Origin of the sequence: Sphingobium lactosutens (assembly GCF_013393185.1) — a bacterium.
GTDB classification, from domain to species: domain Bacteria; phylum Pseudomonadota; class Alphaproteobacteria; order Sphingomonadales; family Sphingomonadaceae; genus Sphingobium; species Sphingobium lactosutens_A.
Map to the genome: position 1 here is coordinate 79,567 of NZ_QJQX01000036.1, position 18,706 is coordinate 98,272.

Annotated in this window: 18 protein-coding genes; 8 read left to right on the forward strand and 10 right to left on the reverse strand. The window is 64.6% G+C overall.

All coding sequences use genetic code 11. The features are described from left to right. The first annotated feature begins 56 nt into the window (after positions 1-56). The gene (locus tag DM806_RS06800) at positions 57-749 is read left to right on the forward strand and encodes a winged helix-turn-helix transcriptional regulator (protein ID WP_179042469.1); all 693 of its coding nucleotides are present in this window, start codon (positions 57-59) and stop codon (positions 747-749) included. Here the strand turns inward: DM806_RS06800 and DM806_RS06805 are convergent. After that, entirely contained in the window at positions 724-1,044 is a 321-nt protein-coding gene (locus tag DM806_RS06805) for a DMT family transporter (protein ID WP_179042470.1), read from the reverse strand. The genes DM806_RS06800 and DM806_RS06805 overlap by 26 nt on opposite strands. A 316-nt stretch (positions 1,045-1,360) precedes the next feature. Then, on the reverse strand, positions 1,361-2,101 hold the full coding sequence (locus tag DM806_RS06810; RefSeq protein WP_179042471.1) for an SDR family oxidoreductase: 741 nt from the start codon (positions 2,099-2,101) through the stop codon (positions 1,361-1,363). Positions 2,102-2,299: 198 nt separating this feature from the next. On the opposite strand from DM806_RS06810, the gene DM806_RS06815 reads away from it, so the two are divergent. Continuing rightward, complete coding sequence (locus DM806_RS06815; protein ID WP_179042472.1) at positions 2,300-2,734, forward strand: winged helix-turn-helix transcriptional regulator; 435 nt, start codon at positions 2,300-2,302, stop codon at positions 2,732-2,734. A 13-nt stretch (positions 2,735-2,747) separates the two neighbouring features. On the opposite strand, the gene DM806_RS06820 is transcribed toward DM806_RS06815, so the two are convergent. The 3 genes from DM806_RS06820 to DM806_RS06830 form a co-directional block, all read right to left on the reverse strand. Beyond that, positions 2,748-3,665: a hypothetical protein gene (locus DM806_RS06820; RefSeq protein ID WP_256869147.1), complete on the reverse strand. Its 918-nt coding sequence runs from the start codon at positions 3,663-3,665 to the stop codon at positions 2,748-2,750. A gap of 88 nt (positions 3,666-3,753) precedes the next feature. Beyond that, positions 3,754-4,767 (reverse strand): NAD(P)H-dependent flavin oxidoreductase, encoded by a 1,014-nt coding sequence (locus tag DM806_RS06825; RefSeq protein ID WP_179042473.1) that lies wholly within the window; start codon positions 4,765-4,767, stop codon positions 3,754-3,756. A gap of 163 nt (positions 4,768-4,930) precedes the next feature. Beyond that, entirely contained in the window at positions 4,931-6,196 is a 1,266-nt protein-coding gene (locus DM806_RS06830; RefSeq protein WP_179042474.1) for an aspartate kinase, read from the reverse strand. A gap of 316 nt (positions 6,197-6,512) precedes the next feature. Here DM806_RS06830 and ubiG point away from each other — a divergent pair, with 316 nt between their 5' ends. Continuing rightward, positions 6,513-7,247, forward strand: coding sequence for a bifunctional 2-polyprenyl-6-hydroxyphenol methylase/3-demethylubiquinol 3-O-methyltransferase UbiG (ubiG, locus tag DM806_RS06835; protein WP_179042475.1), 735 nt, complete (start codon positions 6,513-6,515; stop codon positions 7,245-7,247). Between the two features lie 22 nt (positions 7,248-7,269). Next, the gene (locus DM806_RS06840) at positions 7,270-7,872 is read left to right on the forward strand and encodes a YdeI/OmpD-associated family protein (protein WP_179042476.1); all 603 of its coding nucleotides are present in this window, start codon (positions 7,270-7,272) and stop codon (positions 7,870-7,872) included. 6 nt (positions 7,873-7,878) lie between these two features. On the opposite strand, the gene DM806_RS06845 is transcribed toward DM806_RS06840, so the two are convergent. Continuing rightward, on the reverse strand, positions 7,879-9,147 hold the full coding sequence (locus tag DM806_RS06845; protein WP_256869148.1) for an alpha/beta hydrolase family protein: 1,269 nt from the start codon (positions 9,145-9,147) through the stop codon (positions 7,879-7,881). A 182-nt stretch (positions 9,148-9,329) separates the two neighbouring features. Beyond that, positions 9,330-10,145, reverse strand: a complete 816-nt coding sequence (locus tag DM806_RS06850; protein WP_179042609.1) for an HpcH/HpaI aldolase/citrate lyase family protein — start codon at positions 10,143-10,145, stop codon at positions 9,330-9,332. A 99-nt stretch (positions 10,146-10,244) separates the two neighbouring features. On the opposite strand from DM806_RS06850, the gene DM806_RS06855 reads away from it, so the two are divergent. From DM806_RS06855 to DM806_RS06870, 4 genes are all read left to right on the forward strand, one after another. Continuing rightward, a complete protein-coding gene (locus DM806_RS06855; protein ID WP_179042478.1) occupies positions 10,245-11,219 on the forward strand; it encodes an SPFH domain-containing protein in 975 nt (324 codons plus the stop codon). 34 nt (positions 11,220-11,253) lie between these two features. Then, on the forward strand, positions 11,254-11,700 hold the full coding sequence (locus DM806_RS06860; protein ID WP_179042479.1) for an NfeD family protein: 447 nt from the start codon (positions 11,254-11,256) through the stop codon (positions 11,698-11,700). Positions 11,701-11,908: 208 nt separating this feature from the next. Next, on the forward strand, positions 11,909-12,871 hold the full coding sequence (locus DM806_RS06865) for a GSCFA domain-containing protein (RefSeq protein WP_179042480.1): 963 nt from the start codon (positions 11,909-11,911) through the stop codon (positions 12,869-12,871). Positions 12,872-13,548: 677 nt separating this feature from the next. After that, complete coding sequence (locus DM806_RS06870) at positions 13,549-15,384, forward strand: DUF885 domain-containing protein (protein WP_179042481.1); 1,836 nt, start codon at positions 13,549-13,551, stop codon at positions 15,382-15,384. A gap of 143 nt (positions 15,385-15,527) precedes the next feature. On the opposite strand, the gene DM806_RS06875 is transcribed toward DM806_RS06870, so the two are convergent. The 3 genes from DM806_RS06875 to DM806_RS06885 all read right to left on the reverse strand — a co-directional run bounded on the left by DM806_RS06875 (position 15,528) and on the right by DM806_RS06885 (position 18,539). After that, positions 15,528-16,346, reverse strand: a complete 819-nt coding sequence (locus DM806_RS06875) for a ferredoxin--NADP reductase (protein WP_179042482.1) — start codon at positions 16,344-16,346, stop codon at positions 15,528-15,530. Between the two features lie 166 nt (positions 16,347-16,512). Next, positions 16,513-16,824 (reverse strand): hypothetical protein, encoded by a 312-nt coding sequence (locus tag DM806_RS06880; protein ID WP_179042483.1) that lies wholly within the window; start codon positions 16,822-16,824, stop codon positions 16,513-16,515. Positions 16,825-16,937: 113 nt separating this feature from the next. Beyond that, complete coding sequence (locus tag DM806_RS06885) at positions 16,938-18,539, reverse strand: phosphoenolpyruvate carboxykinase (RefSeq protein ID WP_179042484.1); 1,602 nt, start codon at positions 18,537-18,539, stop codon at positions 16,938-16,940. Positions 18,540-18,706 lie beyond the last annotated feature (167 nt).

Here is an 18,706-nt window from a genome sequence, read left to right on the forward strand (position 1 = left end):
CACTTTGTGAACTCATATATTATCTTATGCAACAGTTAAGTTAGAAAAGATAACCAATGAGTCAGCAGAGTCGAAAAAGAGCCTATCAGGACGGGTGCGCCGTCGCCCATGCGCTGGATATCATCGGGGATCGCTGGGCGATGCCGATCATGCGCGAACTGATGCTCGGCCCCAAGCGCTTCACCGACCTGCGCGCCGGCCTGCCCGGAATCAGCGCCAATGTGCTGACGCAAAGGCTGGAGGAACTGGAGGCGTCCAGCATCCTGGTTCGACGCCGCCTGCCGCCGCCCGCCGCCAGCCAGATCTACGAACTGACCGACTGGGGCCGCGAATCGGAAATCCTCTTTCAGGTACTGGGCCGCTGGGCCTGCCGATCGCCCACGATGGAGCCGGGCAAGCCGATGAGCCAGGTGTCGGTCATCCTGTCGATGCGCACCATGATCGACCGCAGCCGCATCGGCGACCTCGACGCCACGCTCGGCTTCCGTTTCGGCGAGGAGGAATTTCGCGCGACGCTCAAAGATGGCGATTTCCTGATCGACCGGGGCGAAGCGGCCGGCGCGGACACGATCATTACCGGCGACCAGAATGCACTGGTCGCCGTCCTCTATGGCGGCGCGCGCTATGCGGACATGGCGGAGACGTTGACGATCGAGGGGGACAGGGCGCTGGCGGACCGCTTCGCCACCCTCTTCCCCCTGCCCCCGAAGGCGCCCGACATGGTCAATGCGCAGCCGTCAATTTCATGAGTACCAGCCCGGCAAGGATCAGCCCGGCCGCGACCAGCCGCGCCGGACTGATCGCCTCGCCAAGGAAAGCGACACCGACCGCGAACGCGCCCAGCGCGCCGATCCCCGTCCAAATCATATAGGCCGTCCCCAGCGGCAGGCTGCGCATCGCCAGCGACAGCAGCCCGAAACTGGCGACCATCGCACCCAGGGTGATGAGGCTGGGGACCAGCCGCGTGAAGCCTTCCGACTGCTTCATCGCAAAAGCCCAGACGATTTCCAGCAGACCGGCAAAAAACAGCGAAACCCAGGCCATGACGGCTCTCCTGATACCGGGATCGTTCGACATTCAGGCCAGGGGGAGCCGAAAAACGTGATGTTCGAGCATCGGAGCGCAGCGGACCACAAGTCCGTGAGCACCGACGCGCAGAACAGCGCGTTTTGCAGGCCCGCATGGATTGAATGTCGAGCGGTCCCGAGAGAGCCGGGCCGTCCCGGACTTATACCCGCAGATGCGGAGGAGGACGTGGCCTCGCTTGCTGGAGGTCAGATAGCCCTCCCCCTTAGCTCTTGCAATACCGACCTCCGTTCGTTTCGAGCGAAGTCGAGAAACCGACAGCGCCTGCCAATCGTCAATGCGCGCCGTTCAATATCCCGAACACCTGTGCGAACTCGCCGCGCTTCGTGGCTTCGCTCAGGAATTTCACGCGCTCGACATGGATTTCCGCCGGGGTCGGCTGCTGCCGCAACAGGCCCATCGTCTCGTTGATGAAGTCCGCGAGCGGCATCATCTGCGCATTGTCGGCATGGCCGGGCATCAGGTCGGTCTGCACCCCCGGCGGCACGATCTCGACCAGTTCCACGCTGGTCGCCTTCAGCTGCTCACGCATGGATATGGACCAGCTGTGGATCGCCGCCTTGGTCGCGCAATAGGTCGGCGTCGCCGCCAGCGGCACGAAGGCAAGGCCTGACGACACGGTCAGGATGGTCGCGGCCGGTTGCGCCTCCAGATGCGGCAGCAGCGCATGGGCCAACCGGATCGGGCCAAGCAGGTTGGTCGCGATCGTCGCTTCGGCGGTGGCGAGGTCGACCTTCTCCTCCGCCACCATGATGCCCGCGTTGAGCAGCACGGCGTTGAGCGCCGGGAACTCCGCCACCAGCTTTTCCGCGAAATCCTGGATCTCCGCCGGGTCTTCCATGTCGAGCGTCATCGCCGCCATACCGGGATGCTCGGCCACGACAGCGTCCAGCGCCGCCTGACGACGCCCGGCGATGATGACCTGATTGCCGGCCGCGTGAAATTCATGCGCCAGCGCCGCGCCGATGCCCGAACCGCCGCCGGTGATGAGGATGCTATTGCCTGAACTTTGCATGGGTCAGCTCCTTTCGACAAAGCATCGTGCGGAAAAGTGGGAACCGGTTTTCCGCCAGACGATGCGACAACAAGAACCAGATCGCGCGACCTGCGTCAGATTCGACGCGGCGCGATCTGGCTTCTGCCCCAATTTACGCCTACACTCTCTTTTGGAAAGTAGGCACCGCGAAGTGCCGTAGTCACCCAAAGGTAAGAAATGGCAAATCCGCTCGAAAATCGCTTCCACGCCGACGATATCGCGCAGGCCGACCACTATCTGGCGACGGACCCGCCCGCCGATCTCGACCCGCGGGTCGAGCGACTCGTGAACGATCTGATCGGGCGCATCGCCGACAAATGGACGTTGCTGGTGCTGGAACTGCTGGAGGAGAAGGGCACGCTGCGCTTCACCGAGATCGGCCGGCAGGTGGAGGGCATCAGCCAGAAGATGCTGACCCAGACGCTGCGCCAGATGGAGCGCGACGGGCTGTTGACCCGCACCGTCCATCCGGTCGTGCCGCCGCGCGTCGACTATGCGCTGACCCCGCTCGGCAACAGCCTCAGCGCCGCCTTCTGCGGCGTCTGGGTCTGGGCCGAGCGCAATCTGGAAACAGTGGAAGCCGCGCGCGTCCGGTTCGACGCGCGCGACTGACCACGCTTTCGTTTTATTCCACCGGAGCCGGCAAGGGTTGCACCGGCAAGGTCGGCCCCGCAGGCGTCGGCGCGGCTGGCTGGACCGGCCGGGTCCGCGTCACCGCCGGCGGGCCGGACAGTCCCGGCGTCACGGACGCCGCAGGCGCGGCCGGCGACGCATCGGTCGGCACCGGCGCGGCCTTTTCCAGCGCGCTGCTATAGCTGGGCGACCATCCGCCGGGCGGCGGCGCCTCTCCCGGCGGAACCGGCGGCGGCGGCAGCGGCGTCGGCGACACCACGACCGTCACCGTCCCGCCGAAGCGCGACTGCCATTCGGCCAGGCGGCGCAGATAGTCCGCATAAGCCGCGTAAAATTCCTGATAGGGCTTTTCCAGCTCCTTCAGCAATGCAGGTGCGTTGGCCAGCAAGGCGCCCGACGGCATCGCCAGGATCTTCGCCCCGACCGTGGTTGCCACCGGACAGAAGCTCTTGATGACCGGCGGCAGGGCGAAGAAATTATAGACGATGGTGTTGAGTTGCTCGCGCGATCCCACGCCGGCCCGACCATAGGCGACCTTGTAATTGCGATCGACCGCGGCATTGGCGTCGGTCAGCACCGCCCTATGCACCGTCAGTATCTGGTTATACTGGTTGCGCGCGGTGGCGCCATATTTCTCGCAATTGAGCGCCGCGACATTGAGCGCCATGCGCACATGCCACAGCGCCGTGTTCGACGTCACCTTGCGGTTGGGCGTCAGATAGTCGCCTTCCTCGTCCTTGGTCGGCAGGCTCATCCCCTCGGCCGCATTGCTGGGCGGCATCGGGCGGATGGTCGGCACCACCGGCGGCGGAGCGGGCGGCGGCGGTGGCGGCTTCGGCGTCGAACAGGCCGCCAGCACCGCCAGCGACACGAGGGAAATTCGCCCATAGAAACGGCGCGTTGCGGACATCAAACTCTCCGAAAATCGCTATGCCCGGTCATGCCGCGCAAAAAGGGTCGGGGGAACCTATGCCTTATGCTCCGTTCACCGCAACCCTTCAGGCGGCGCGCCGTTCCAGCGCATTGGCCGCTTCGTCCATCAACTGGGCGATGATGTCGGCGACCGGCTCCTCCTTCGTCACCATGCCGACCGACTGGCCCGCCATCAGCGACCCCCCCTCGACATCGCCGTCGATAACCGCCTTGCGCAGCGCGCCGGCCCAATAATGTTCGATCTGAAGCTGGGCCTCGCCCATGTCGACCGTACCGCTGTCCAGCAGGTTGGCGACTTCGCGCTGCTTCGCCGTAAAGGCTTCGGTCCCGGCATTTTTGAGCGCGCGGACGGGAATGACCGGCAGGCGCGGATCGATCTGCACGCTGGCGATTGCGTCGCGCGCCGACGCGCGGAAGAAGGCCTTCTTGAAAGCGGGATGGGCGATGCTCTCGCTCGCGCAGGCGAAGCGGGTGCCAAGCTGCACGCCGGCCGCGCCCATTTCCAGATAGGCGGCGATCGCCTCGCCCCGGCCAATGCCGCCGGCGACGAAGACGGGAACCTGACCTGCCATTTCGGGCAGGATTTCCTGCGCCAGCACGCTGGTCGCGACCGGGCCGATATGGCCGCCCGCTTCCATGCCTTCGACCACCAGCGCATCGACCCCCGACCGCACCAGCTTCTTGGCCAGCGCCAGCGCCGGGGCGAAGCAGATCAGCTTCGCGCCCTTCTGCTTGATGGCCTCGATGCTGCCCTTGGGCGGCAGGCCGCCCGCCAGCACGACATGACTGATTTCATGGCGGGCGCAGACGTCGATCAGGTCGAACAGCAGCGGGTGCATGGTGATCAGGTTCACGCCGAACGGCTTGTCGGTCAGCGCCTTGGTCGCCACGATCTCCGCATCCAGCAATTCAGGCGTCATCGCGCCGCACGCGATCACGCCGAAGCCGCCCGCATTGGAAATGGCCGACACCAGATGCCGCTCGCTGACCCAGCTCATCGCCCCGCACAGGATCGCGGTCTCGCAGCCGAGAAATTCGGTGCCGCGAGCCATCAGGGAAGCGAGTTTGGCGGTGGTCATGTCCAGTTCCTACAAAATAAAAAAGCCCCTCCCTTTCAAGGGAGGGGTTGGGGTGGGTGGCGAGCGAAGCGAGCCTCGTCCCCATCCGCCAGGGCAGGCAGCGATTGCTGACGCAATCGCACCCACCCCCTGCCCCTCCCTAGAAGGGAGGGGAGTATTTCTGTCAAGCCGCCGGGGCATCCAGACCGTAAGCGGTATGCAGCACGCGCACCGCCAGTTCGGTCTCGTCTTCGTCGATCAGCACCGAAACCTTTATCTCGCTGGTGGAGATCGCCTCGATATTGATGCCGCGGTCGGCCAGCGTCTTGAACATGGTGGCGGCGACGCCGGCATGGCTGCGCATGCCCACGCCCACGACGCTGATCTTGGCGACTTCGGCATCGGTGATGATGCGGCGGAAACCGATCTTGTCCTTGTGCGCTTCCAACAGGTCGACGCTGCGGGCCAGGTCCGCGCGCGGCACGGTGAAGGTGACGTCGGTCTCTTCCTTCTCCTTGCTGTCATTCTGGATGATCATGTCGACGTTGATCGCCGCGTCGGCCAGCGGGCCGAAGATGCTGGCGACCGCGCCCGGCTTGTCGGGCACGCGGGTGACGATGATCTTCGCCTCATTCTTGTCATGGGCGATGCCGGTGATGAGCTGACGTTCCATCTTCGTTTCCTTGAGCTTTGCTTCCAGTTCCTCGTCGCTCACGATCAGCGTGCCGGGGAGGTCGTCCTGGGTGGGATCATCGAAGGAAGAGAGCACCTGCACGACGACGCCTTCCTTCATGGCGAGGCCGACCGAACGGGTCTGGAGCACCTTGGCGCCGACCGAGGCCAGCTCCAGCATTTCCTCATAGGTGACGAGGTCCAGCTTGCGGGCGCGGGCCACGATGCGCGGGTCGGTGGTGTAGACGCCATCGACGTCGGTGTAGATGTCGCAGCGATCGGCCTTGACCGCTGCGGCTACAGCGACCGCCGAGGTATCGGAACCGCCCCGGCCCAGCGTCGACACGCGGCCATCGGCCATCATGCCCTGGAAACCGGGGATCACCGCAACCTGGCCCGACGCCATTTCCGCCAGCAGCGCGCCGGTGTCGATCTTCTCGACCCGCGCCTTGGCATGGGCCTCGGTCGTGCGGATCGGCATCTGCCAGCCGAGCCAGCTGCGCGCATCCACGCCCATCGACTTCAGCGTCATGGCGAGGAGGCCGCTCGTCACCTGTTCGCCCGACGCCACGACGACGTCATATTCGGCCGGGTCGTAGAGCGGCGAGGCTTCCTTGCAGAAGCCGACCAGACGATCGGTCTCGCCCGCCATGGCCGACACGACGACCGCCACTTCATGCCCCTGTTCGACGACATGTTTGACGCGCGCGGCCACGTTGCGAATTCGCTCCATCCCCGCCATCGAGGTGCCGCCGAATTTCATCACGATGCGCGCCATTTGCTTGTCGAACCTATCCCTAAAGCGCTTTCGAAGCAGGTGGGCACCTGCTGACTCGGAAAACGCGACCAACCAAAAAATATGGAGCGGCCGATCCGATGCAATCGGGTCGATTGCTGCTCCAGTTGTGAAACAAAATGTCCCAAAGGGGCAAAACGGCGCTCCTATTAGCAGCCGCGGCGGATATGGCAAGCAATCCTGCTGCACGCTTCGCCGCTCCACTTCTCCACATTGCCAACGCCTGACAGCCCCTTCTTTTACGTTCAACGGGATAGGCGCATTTGCCTCCCGCCCGGCGCCTGCTAGAAGAACATGCATGATGACCGAGACAGCCGCAACGATCGATCCGAAGGAAGCCGCCCATTTCGGCGCCATGGCGGCCGAGTGGTGGGATCCCCGTGGCTCCAGCGCGATGCTGCACAAGCTCAATCCGGTGCGGCTGCGCTATATCCGCAGCGCGATCGACCGGCACTGGCCCGGCAGGGAACAGGCCTTCCGCCCGCTCGACGGCAAGCGCGCGCTCGACGTCGGTTGCGGCGCGGGCTTGCTTACGGAGCCGCTGGCGCGGCTCGGCGCCGCCGTCACCGGCCTCGACGCCGCGCCGGAGAATATTGCCGCCGCCGCCGCCCATGCGCAGCGCCAGCATCTCGCGATCGACTATCGCGCCACCCCGGTGGAGGAGATGGCCGACACCGGCTATGACCTCGTCACCTCGATGGAGGTGATCGAGCATGTCGCCGATCCCGCCGCCTTCGTCGCCGCCCTTGCGGCGAAGCTGGCGCCCGATGGCCTCATGATCCTGTCGACGCCCAACCGCACGCCCCTCTCCCGCCTCGCCATGATTACCATCGGCGAAAGCGTCGGCGGCATCCCCAAGGGCACGCATGACTGGCACAAGTTCATCACGCCCGAAGAACTGACCGCCCTGCTGGAACAGGCGGGCCTGGAAGTCACCGACAGCATCGGCCTCAGCTTCGATCCCGCGCGCGGCTTCACCCTGTCGAGCAACACCGCAATCAATTATCTGCTGACGGCCCGGCACAAACGATAGGAGCGGAATGAGGGGGAATGGGATGACCGACGAATCTGCGAAGGTCGACGCCTATATCGCCGCGCAGGCCGACTTCGCCCGCCCGATCCTCAGCCACTTTCGCGCGCTGGTCCACGCCGCCCGGCCGGACGCCACCGAAGCAATGAAGTGGAGCTTTCCCCACTTCGTCTACAAGGGCAAGAATCTCGCTTCGATGGCCGCGTTCAAGGGCCATGCCGCGATCGGCTTCTGGTATAGCGAGGATGAAACCCCCGCCCGCGTGCAGCAGGGCGGCATGGGCCATCTCGGCAGGATCACCAGCCTCGCCGATCTTCCCTCCGACGACGAGCTGCGCGCCATGCTCGCAAAAGCCGCGGCGATGATCGACGCCGGCGCGAAGCCGCAATGGATGGACCGCCGCCAGCCGCGCGCGGCGCTCCCCGTTCACCCCGCCCTCACCGCCGCGATCGAGGCCGACCCGGCCGCCGCTGCCGTCTGGTCCGCCTTCCCGCCGGGCAAGGTCCGCGACTATGCCGAATGGATCGGCGAGGCGAAGACCGACGCCACCCGCGACAAGCGCATCGCCCAGGCGGTCGAATGGATCGCGCAGGGCAAGGGGCGCAACTGGAAATATGAAAAGCGCTGATCCGGTTCAGTGCGCGCCGCCAAGAACCATCCCCTGGCCGTAACGCCCCCGGACGCGCCCCTTGATCCAGTCGCCCAGCAGCTTCAGATAGCCGTCCGTGATCCGCGTCGCCGTGCGGCTGCCGTCGGCGTTGGTCCGATATTCGACCATGCCATGGTCGGTCTGCGGGAACAGATAGGCGTCGACCGGCCGCCCCTCGGCACGCAGCCTTGCCAGAACGACACGCGTCGCATCGATCGGCGCCTCCCGATCATCCTGCGCCAGCACCCACAGCAGGGGCGCCTTCAGCGACCGCAGCACCGCCTCCGCATCATAATCCCAGATGATCTCCAGATTGTCGAAACGCGCGCGGCCGATGCGGCGCAGATCCTCGTCGCGCATGCGCAGCATGTCGCCGCTATATTCGCCCTTGATCCTCTTCGCCCATGGCGCGTCCCCTATGGCGCGGCGGACCTGCTCCAGTTCCTCGAACCCCTGCGCGAAATGCGTCCGCATCAGTTGCGCGGTGACGCGCGACAAATGCTCGACCTGCGCGACCGCCCCGGCGTTCAGTTGCGCATCTCGCGCCTCGTCCAGCAATTGCGCCCGATCCTCCTCGATCGGCGATACGACCAGCCCGAAACCGACCGCGACGAAATCGACGGGCGTGCGCGTCGCCGCCAGCGGCGCCACCCATCCGCCCTGGCTCCCGCCAAAGAAGCCGGCGCGTCCGAACCGCCCCGCCGCCAGACGCCGCGCATGGTTCAGCGCCGCCGCCGCATCATCGGCCAGCAGCTCGAAATTCTGCGTATATTCGCCCTCTGACCCGCCGGTGCCGCGCTTGCTGTAGGCAAAGACGGAAATGCCCTGCGCCGCCAGCATATGCCCATAGATCGCCGCCACCGCCATGGTCCGCTCCGATCCATGGACCAGAACCACCAGCGGCCGCCTCGGGTCGGCCGGCCCCGCCGGCTCGATCAACTGCCCGGTCAGCCGCGTCGCCGCGCTCGCGAAGCTGCTGTCCGTCTCGCGCGTCGCCATGCGCGTCCAGCGCCGGACCTGCCCATCGGCATCCCTGTAGGTCGCTACCCCATCGACACAACGAACCGGCGCGCCCGGATCGTCCGTGCCGCCCCTGCGCCCGTCGAGGAAGAGATAGCGCTGCCCAACCGCCGGGGTGGGCGCGGTCGCCCCGATCACCACGAACGCATCCGGTCCCGTGCCATAGCCGCCGGGGATGCAGGGCGCGGCAGAGGCGCTGCCGGCAATGCCGACGAGCCATATGCCAGGGATCATCCATATCCGCATCATCCGCGTCTCTCCCTTCCCCCTGCCACGGCGAAAGGGGCGGAAATCCCGCCCCCTTCCTTCATCATATATGGAGCATATATGGAGCGGCCGACATGGTAACGGAACCGCTCGTCCCCATCATCAGGCGACATACAGGTCATGCTGCCATTTTGCCTCGCAGCAGCCGCCTATTCCCCCACGGCTTCCGCGCGCGCGATCAGCGCCCTTGCTTCCTCGACATGCATCGCCTCGACCATCCGCCCCTCGAAGCGTTCCGCGCCGCCGGTTGCCGCCTCGACCAGCCGCCTTGCGTCCGCCACCGCCTGCGCGTCCGGGCCGAACACCTGGTTCGCCACCGTCACCTGGCTCGGATGGATCAGCGTCTTGCCGTCAAAGCCCAGCGCATGACCCTCGGCGCATTCGGCTTCCAGCCCCGTCTCGTCGTCCAGCCGGTTGAACACGCCGTCGAACACCGCGACGCCAGCCGCCCGCGCTGCCAGCACCACCGCCTGCAGGACATGGGAAAGCCCGGCCCGCCCGGCCGAAGGCGGAATGCCCAGATCCTTGCGCAGGTCGTTGCAGCCCACGAACAGGCCGGCGCACCCCTCGCCCGCGGCGATCGCCGGCGCCGCCAGCACGCCCTTGGCGCTCTCGATCATCGCGATCACCGGCTTGTGGCAGACGCTGAACACATCCTTGACCTGCTTGGGATGCTCGACCTTGGGCAGCACGACATAATCCGCGCCCGACGCCTTGACCGCGATCATCTCGACCCCGTGCCAGGGCGTGCCCTCGACATTGATCCGCACCGCGCTCAGCCGCCCGCCAAACCCTTCCTCCAGCGCCTCCACCGCGCCGGCCCGCGCCGCCGCCTTGGCGTCGTCCGCCACCGCATCCTCCAGGTCGAGGATCACCATGTCGCACGGCAGCGTCCGCGCCTTGGCGATGGCGCGCACATTGGATGCGGGCAGGAACAACAGCGAACGGGCGTGCCTCAGCAACATCGGGCGCAGCAACATGGATCGACTCTCCCTTGCGGTTTGACTTTCCCCGTTAATGATTAGCGCGCATAATCCAACCCCATGATCGGGGGAGAGATATAGATGCTGACCACCTTCGCGCTTACCGTCACTGGCCTCGTCCTCTTCTACCTCGCCGTCAGCGTGAAGGTCGTGCGGCAGGGTTATCAATATACCATCGAACGGTTCGGCCGCTTTACCGAGGTGGCGAAGCCCGGCCTCAATTTCTACCCCGCCTTCTTCTACGGCGTCGGCCGCAAGATCAACATGATGGAGCAGGTGGTCGATATTCCGGGGCAGGAGATCATCACCAAGGACAATGCCATGGTGTCGGTCGACGGCGTGGTCTTCTTCCAGGTGCTGGACGCGGCCAAGGCGGCTTATGAAGTCTCCGAACTCTATGTCGCGATCATGCAACTCGCCACCACCAACCTGCGCACGGTGATGGGGTCGATGGACCTGGACGAGACCCTGTCCAAGCGTGACGAGATCAACGCCCGCCTCCTCTCCGTAGTCGATCATGCCACCAACGCCTGGGGCATCAAGATCACCCGCGTCGAGCTGAAGGATATCCGCCCGCCCGCCGACATCGTCAACGCCATGGGCAGACAGATGAAAGCGGAGCGCGAGAAGCGGGCCAACATCCTTGAGGCGGAGGGTCTGAAAAGCGCGGAAATCCTGCGCGCCGAAGGCCAGAAGCAATCGCAGATACTGGAAGCCGAGGGCCGCCGCGAAGCCGCCTTCCGCGATGCCGAGGCCCGCGAGCGCGAGGCGGAGGCGGAAGCCAAGGCGACGCAAATGGTGTCGGATGCGATCGCGGCCGGCAATCCGCAGGCGCTCAACTATTTCATCGCCCAGAAATATACCGACGCGGTGAGCCAGTTCGCCACCTCGCCCAATGCCAAGACCATCCTCTTCCCGGTAGAGGCGACCCAGCTCATCGGCACGCTGGGCGGCATCGGTGCGCTGGCGAAGGAAGCGCTGGGCGGCGAGGCGCTGACGCCACCCGCGCCACCGGCCGCGCCGAGACGCGGGCCGTTCGGCCAGAGCCAGGGATGAGGCGGATGGCGATGCGCGTGCGGAAGCTCCACCCATGACCCACTGGCTCTCCCTCCTCCACGATCATTGGGCGTGGCTGGTCTTCGCCGCCCTGCTGGGCATTGCCGAGGTGATGATCCCCGGCGTCTTCCTCATCTGGATCGCGATCGCGGCGGCGCTGACGGGGCTGATCGCCCTCGCCCTGCCGATCGGCCTGCCGCTCCAGCTCCTCCTCTTCGCCGCGCTCAGCCTGATCGCGGTCTGGGGCGGCCGTCGCTGGTATGTCGACCATCCGGTCGCCTCCACCGACCCGCTGCTCAACGACCGCACCGCGCGGCTGATCGGCCAGACCGTGACCGTGGTGGAGCCGATCAGCGGCGGCGAAGGCCGGGTCAGGGTCGGCGACAGCGTCTGGACCGCGCGCGGCGCGGACGCATCGGCGGGCGAGCGGGTCCGCGTGACCGGCGCCGAGGGCAGCGTGCTCTTGGTGGAGAGCCTGTAGGCCCGGCTGCATCACGGGATCGTCGTAGATCTTCTGCTTGACGCGCTTGACTTTGTCTTGAACAGATTGGACAGCTTCTTCCGCAACACTCTATTATCATTGTCAAAAGAATATCCTGCTCGGATAAAGACAAGAAAATTCGCTCCGACTGGTCGCACATATAATCCCATCCACGGGCGATGACGCCCGCTCTTGGAGAGACAAGTCGATGCGTAATATTTCCGCCAGGCAAGCCGTCCGCAACATGCGCAATATCGGCGAATATGCCCAATGGTCCGTCGGTGGCCCGGAAGCGGATGCGTGCGGTTACGAAAGCATTATCGGAACCATGGCGGGGGGGCGGGTCTTTCGCGAATTCACGCCCATCATCACGCCGAAATTCCGGCTTGGCGAAAATCCGGCCCTGTTCACCAGCGGCTCCTGCTTCGCCCGCGAGATCGAACATGCCCTCCATGAACTGGGCAAGACGGTATTGAGCTGGTCGCCCGACAGCGGCCTCGATGCCACATCGTTCAATCGCTACAATATCTTTTCCGTCATCAATGATTTTCGCCTGGCCCAGGGCGGCGGTTATGACGAGGAGTTGATGTGGGAGACGCCGATCGGCTGGATCGACTATTCCGGCAACGACGTGCAACCCACGCGGGAAGCCCTGCTGGCGGCCCGCAACGCCTCAATCGACATTCACAAGCGGATCGCGCAGGCCGATGCCTTCATCGTGACCCTTGGCCTGGTCGAAACATGGTATGACCTCAAGACTGGCAATTACCTCAACTTCACGCCCAGCGAAGTTCTGGCCAGCAATCTCAGCCGGTTCGAATGCCGCATATCCGACTATGAGGAAAATCTCCAGGCGGCCCGATATCTCATCCAGTTCCTGCGTACCCATTTCAACCCGGCCCTGAAGGTCATCGTCACGGTCAGCCCGGTCCCGCTGAACGTTTCCTTTTCCGGCCAGGATGTCGCCCAGGCCAACTGCCTGTCCAAGGCCACACTGCGCGCCGTCGCGCAAAAGCTGGCGGACGAAGACGAGCTGATCGATTATTTCCCCTCCTATGAGATGGTGACGCTGTCGCACCCGGAAAAAGCCTGGCTACCGGACTATCGACATGTCCGCCGCGAAATGGTCTCGCGCATCATGCAGACCTTCATCGAACATTATGTAGGTTGAAGGGAGCGGGGTTCGGCCATTTTCGGACATTTCACGTCTGTCATGCCAGCGAAGGCTGGCATCTCAGGCTATGTCGCGCGACCTCGCCTGAGACCCCAGCTTTCGCTGGGGTGACGGCTAAGAGGAGAGGAACCCGCCAGTCCGCTCCCCCAGTCAGCGAAGCCCGGCAATATCCGACGAGCAGATATTGTCATCCGTGTGCCTCATGACATGCTGTCCACACGCCCTCTTCAAACCGGCAAAGCCTGCAATCGGCCATCACCGCTGTCCTACATATGCAAGCGCATGATATGGTCGTTCCATGCCACATTCCTGCCCTTCATTCCGTACACACAACGCGCGCTCCGTTCCCGAAAGGCGCGCCATTTCGCAAAATTCTCCTATTGCGAAATCCCTATTTGCCGCCCGTACCCACGCAAATGCGTCGGCCAGAATGGTGTGAACTTTACAGGCTTTGCATTGGCTGCACGCCAACCTGACCCTTGTCATAATCTTTCGCGAGAAGGAAATTTCATGTCGAAATCTGCGGGAAATATGCGAAGTTAAAGCGTTTTCTAAGCAGGTGAAATCACCTGCTGACTCGGAAAACGCGTTAAAATAAAGGCCTAGAGCAGCCGATCCGATGCAATCGGATCGGCTGCTCTAAGCGCGAGATTTCTACCGGAGACCCCTTCCCCATGACGACCTCCCGCCGCGATTTCCTCGTCGCCGGCTCCTCCGCCTTTGCCCTTTCCGCCCTACCCGCCCGCGCCCTCGCCGCCACCGACACGCCCGACGCCCGCGCCGAAGCGATGCTGTCCGACATGGCCGAAGCGATGCTGGTCGACGCCCCCGAAAGCGCGAGCGGCCTTGGCATCGACACCGGCGCCCGTGCCGCGCTCAAGAGCCGCCTCGGCGACAAAAGTCCCGCCGGGCAGGCGCAGATCGCGGCCCATGTGCGGACACGCCTCGCCAAACTCCGCGCCATCGACCTGAAGCCACTCTCCCCCGCCGCCCGCACCGACATGGAAGTCGTGCTGGCCAGCCATGAACTGGCGGCGGACGGCTTCGCCTTCCCCTTCGGCGACATGGCGATGATGAACAGCAACTGGTCCTATCGCAACGCGCCCTATGCGGTCGCGCAGAATACCGGCAGCTTCGTCGAGACGCCCGACTTCCTTGACAGCAATCACCCGATCGCCAATGCGGCCGACGCCGACGCCTATCTCGCCCGCCTCAGCGCCTATGCCGCCAATCTCGACGGAGAGACCGAGCGGTTGAAGCATGATGCAGGGATCGGCGTCGTCGCCCCTGCCTTCCTGCTCGACAAGACGCTGAAACAGATGACGACGGTGCAGGGGCAGCCGCTCGACCAGTGGGTGCCGGTCGCCTCGATCGCGCGCCGGACCAAAGACATGCCCGGCGACTATGCCGCGAAGGCTCAGGGCATCGTGAAGGACAAGGTCGCCCCCGCCCTCGCCCGCCAGATCGCCGAACTCCAGCGCCAGCGCACAACCGCGACCATGGACGCAGGCGTATGGAAGCTGCCGCAGGGCGAAGCCTATTATGCCTGGGCGCTGCGGGCCGGCACCACCACGCCCCGCACGCCGGAGGAGGTCCACAAGCTCGGCCTGGAGCAGCTTGCCGCACTGCAATCGGAAATGGACCGGCTGCTGAAAAGCCTTGGACTGACCAAAGGCACCGTCGGCGAGCGCATGACCGCCATGGGGAAAGACCCACGCTACCTCTTCCCCAATGACGATAATGGCCGCCAGCAGATCCTGTCCTTCATCGACGGCCGCCTCGCCGACATCCGTACCCGCCTGCCCCGCGCCTTTGCGACCCTTGTCCCCGCCAAGCTGATCGTGAAGCGCGTGCCGGTGGAGATCGAAGCGGGCGCACCGGGCGCCTATGCCGGCGCGGGGTCGGTCGATGGGTCGGTCCCCGGCAACTATTATATCAACCTGCGCGACACCAGCATCTGGCCACGCTACGCCCTGCCGACCCTTTGCTATCATGAGGGGATTCCGGGCCATATCTGGCAGGGCGAATATACGTACAAGCTGCCGCTGATCCGCTCGCTCCTCGCCTTCAACGCCTATAGCGAAGGCTGGGCACTCTATGCCGAACAGCTGGGCGACGAGCTGGGCGCCTATGACGGCGACGTCGCCGGGCGGCTGGGCTATCTCCAGTCCATCGCTTATCGCTGCTGCCGCCTGGTGGTCGATACCGGCCTCCACGCCAAGCGCTGGACCCGCGATCACGCCATCCACTGGTTCGCCACCACCAACGGCTCCACGGTCGAGGATGTGCAGGGCGAAGTGGATCGCTACTGTGCGTGGCCGGGACAGGCCTGCGGCTACAAGGTCGGCCATGGCGAAATCGTCCGCCTGCGCGGGGCGGCGCAAAAGGCGCTGGGCGACAAGTTCGACTTCCGCCTGTTCAACGACGCCGTGGTCAAGGGCGGCGGCGTGCCGATGACCGTGCTGGCGAAAAATGTCGACGCTTGGGTCGCGGAGCGGCGGGGGGCGTAGCCATATTACGTCATCCCAGCGCAGGCTGGGATCTCAGGCGATAGCGCACAATGCAGCCTCTCGAGATCCCGGCCTTCGCCGGGACAAGAAAAGGGCCGGAGGATCGCTCCCCCGGCCCTTCGCTATTCTCGCGGCGTCAGCCTTCAGCCGACGAAAGCGCGCTCGATCACGAACTGGCCCGGCGCCGCGTTGGAGCCTTCGGTGAAGCCCTGCTCCTCGAAATAGGCGCCGAACTGCTTGATCATCTCCATGCTGCCGCACATCATGATCCGGTCGGTTTCGGGATCGAACTTCGCCGCACCCGGAATCCCCTCGAACAGCGCGCCGCTCTCGACCAGCTTGTCGATGCGTGCGGTGTGGCCGTCGAACGGCTCGCGGGTCACGGTCGGGACATAATGGAACTGGTTGGGCGCCTGTTCCGACACCAGCGGGTCTTCCGACCACTTGCCTTCCATCTCGTCGCGGAAGGCCAGATCGCTCACCCGGCGCACGGAGTGGACCACGACGACCTGCTCGTAAAATTCATAGACGTCCGGGTCACGCGGCAGGCTGAGGAAGGGTGCAAGGCCCGTGCCGGTCGACAGCATGAACAGCCGCTTGCCCGGCAGCAGCGCGTCGGTGACGAGCGTGCCGGTCGGCTTGCGGCCCAGGTAAATCTGGTCGCCCGGCTCGATCTTCTGGAGCTTGCTGGTCAGCGGGCCGTCCTGCACCTTGATCGACAGGAACTCGATCTCCTCGTCCCAGGCGGGGCTGGCGATCGAATAGGCGCGCAGCAGCGGCTTGCCATTGTCGCCCTTCAGGCCGATCATGATGAACTCGCCCGACCGGAAGCGGAAGCTGGCCGGCCGCGTGATGCGGAAGCTGAACAGATGCTCGTTCCAGTGCTTCACCGACAGCACGGTTTCCACGGAAAGCGCGCCGGTGGGTTCCAGAACCGGCTTTTCGATCGTCACGTCGGTCAACAGTCTATCCTTGCATGTCATCGGCATCGCCTGCGCGCGATGCTTTTTGCGGATCGTTCGCAATAAATGATAAATCCGCGAATGGCCCTTTCGCACCGTGATGACAAGGCCAAAAAAACTTGCAGAGGACAAAGGGCACCCTTCACGGGCGCCCCGTCCTTATCGCTTAACCGAACAGACCCTTGGCGATGCCGCCCAGTTCGTTCAGCGGATTGCCATCGCCATCCTTGTCGAAAAAGCCGCCCAGCTTGCCCAGGATCGCTTCCGGCCCGCCGAACGCGCCCAGCAGTTCCTGCAACTTGTCGGCCGACACGCCATGCTCGGCCGCCGTCTCGGCCAGCGCCGACACGCTGGTTTCGCCCGACCCGATCTTGGCGCTGATCTCGCTCATCAGCCCCTGCATCTGTTCCGGCGATACGCCGATTTGCGCCGCGATCGCTTCCAGTCCACCGAATTTGCCGATCAGATCTTCGAACATGCCCAAAACTCCGCAAAAGATTGGCGGCCATCATAGCACCGCGGGCACGCGTCCAAAAGCAAAAGAGCCGGAGGATCACTCCCCCGGCTCTTTCCCTACATCTGTCGCTGCGATCAGGCGGCGGTAAGCGCCGCGCCGCGCACGCCGTCGTCGACATGGTCCACGAACTGGGCAAAATTGTCCACGAACGCCTTGACCAGAGTGGAGGCGGTCGCGTCATAGGCGTCCTTGTCGGCCCACATGGCGCGCGGGTCGAGAATGGTCGCGTCCACCCCGTTGACCGCCACCGGCACCTGGAAGCCGAAGTTCGGATCGGTACGGAACTCGGCCTCATTCAGGCTGCCGTCGAGGGCCGCGTTCAGCAGCGCGCGCGTCACCTTGATCGGCATGCGCTTGATCCCCGGCATGGTCGCCTTGCCGCCCGCCCAGCCGGTGTTGACCAGCCAGCAGGTGACGCCGCCCTTGTTGATCCGCTCCTTGAGCAGATTGCCATAGACTGACGGATGGCGCGGCATGAAGGGCGCGCCGAAACAGGTCGAGAAGGTGGCGGTCGGCTCGGTCACGCCGATCTCGGTCCCCGCGACGCGCGCGGTATAGCCGGACAGGAAGTGATACATCGCCTGTTCCGGCGTCAGCCGCGCGATCGGCGGAAGCACGCCATAGGCGTCGGCGGTCAGGAAGATGATGTTCTTGGGCACCGGACCCAGATTCTTCTCCGACGTGTTCGGGATGAAGTCGATCGGGTAGGAACCGCGGCTATTTTCGGCCAGGCTGTTGTCGTCCAGGTCGATCGTGCGCGTCTCTTCGTCGATCACGACATTTTCCAGCACCGTGCCGAAACGCTTGGTGGTGGCGAAGATCTCCGGTTCGGCCTCGGCCGACAGGTTGATCATCTTGGCGTAGCAGCCGCCCTCGAAATTGAAGACGGCGGTGTCCGACCAGCCATGCTCGTCATCGCCGATCAGCGTGCGGCTGGCATCGGCCGACAGGGTGGTCTTGCCCGTGCCCGACAGGCCGAAGAAAACGGCGGTGTCACCGTTCGCGCCGATATTGGCGGAACAGTGCATCGGCATCACGCCCCTGGTCGGCAGCAGATAGTTGAGGATGCCGAACACCGACTTCTTCATCTCGCCGGCATAGCTGGTGCCGCCGATCAGGATCAGCTTCTCGGTGAAGTTGACCGCGATCACGGTTTCGCTACGCGTGCCGTGGCGGGCCGGATCGGCCTGGAAGGTCGGCAGGTCGATGATGGTATATTCGGGCGCGAAGCCCGCCAGCTCATCGGCGGTGGGACGCACCAGCAGGGTGCGGATGAACAGATTGTGCCAGGCGCGTTCGTTGATGACGCGCACCTTGACGCGATGTTCGGGCTGCGAGCCACCGAACAGGTCGGCGACGTAGAGCGTGTCCTTCTCGCCCAGCGCCTTGAAGAAATCCTCCTTCAGCGCGGCGAAATGCGCCGGCGTCATCGGGACGTTGGTCTTGCCCCACCAGACGGTGTCCTGGGTCTCGGCGTCCTGGACGATGAACTTGTCGCTTGCCGAACGGCCGGTATGCTTGCCGGTCTTCACGACCAGCGGGCCGTCCTTCGAAAGGATGCCTTCGCCATTGCGGATGGCCGCCTCGACCAGCGGCGCCGTGCCGAGGTTCCAATACTGGTCGGCACGCGTGGAAATGCCCTGGTCGGCCAGGGTGATTGCGGATTTGGCCTGCACGCCTTTACTCCTGATATAACAATGTCGGATCGCCGATTCTTATCTGACGCCCGATCCACTCCGCATGCCCTGCCTCTGTCGGGCGGGGACATGGCCGCAGACGCGTCGGGCATAAGGCTTTGCGGAACGGCCGTCAAATCGGCTCGGCAGGCCGTTCGTCCCGAATA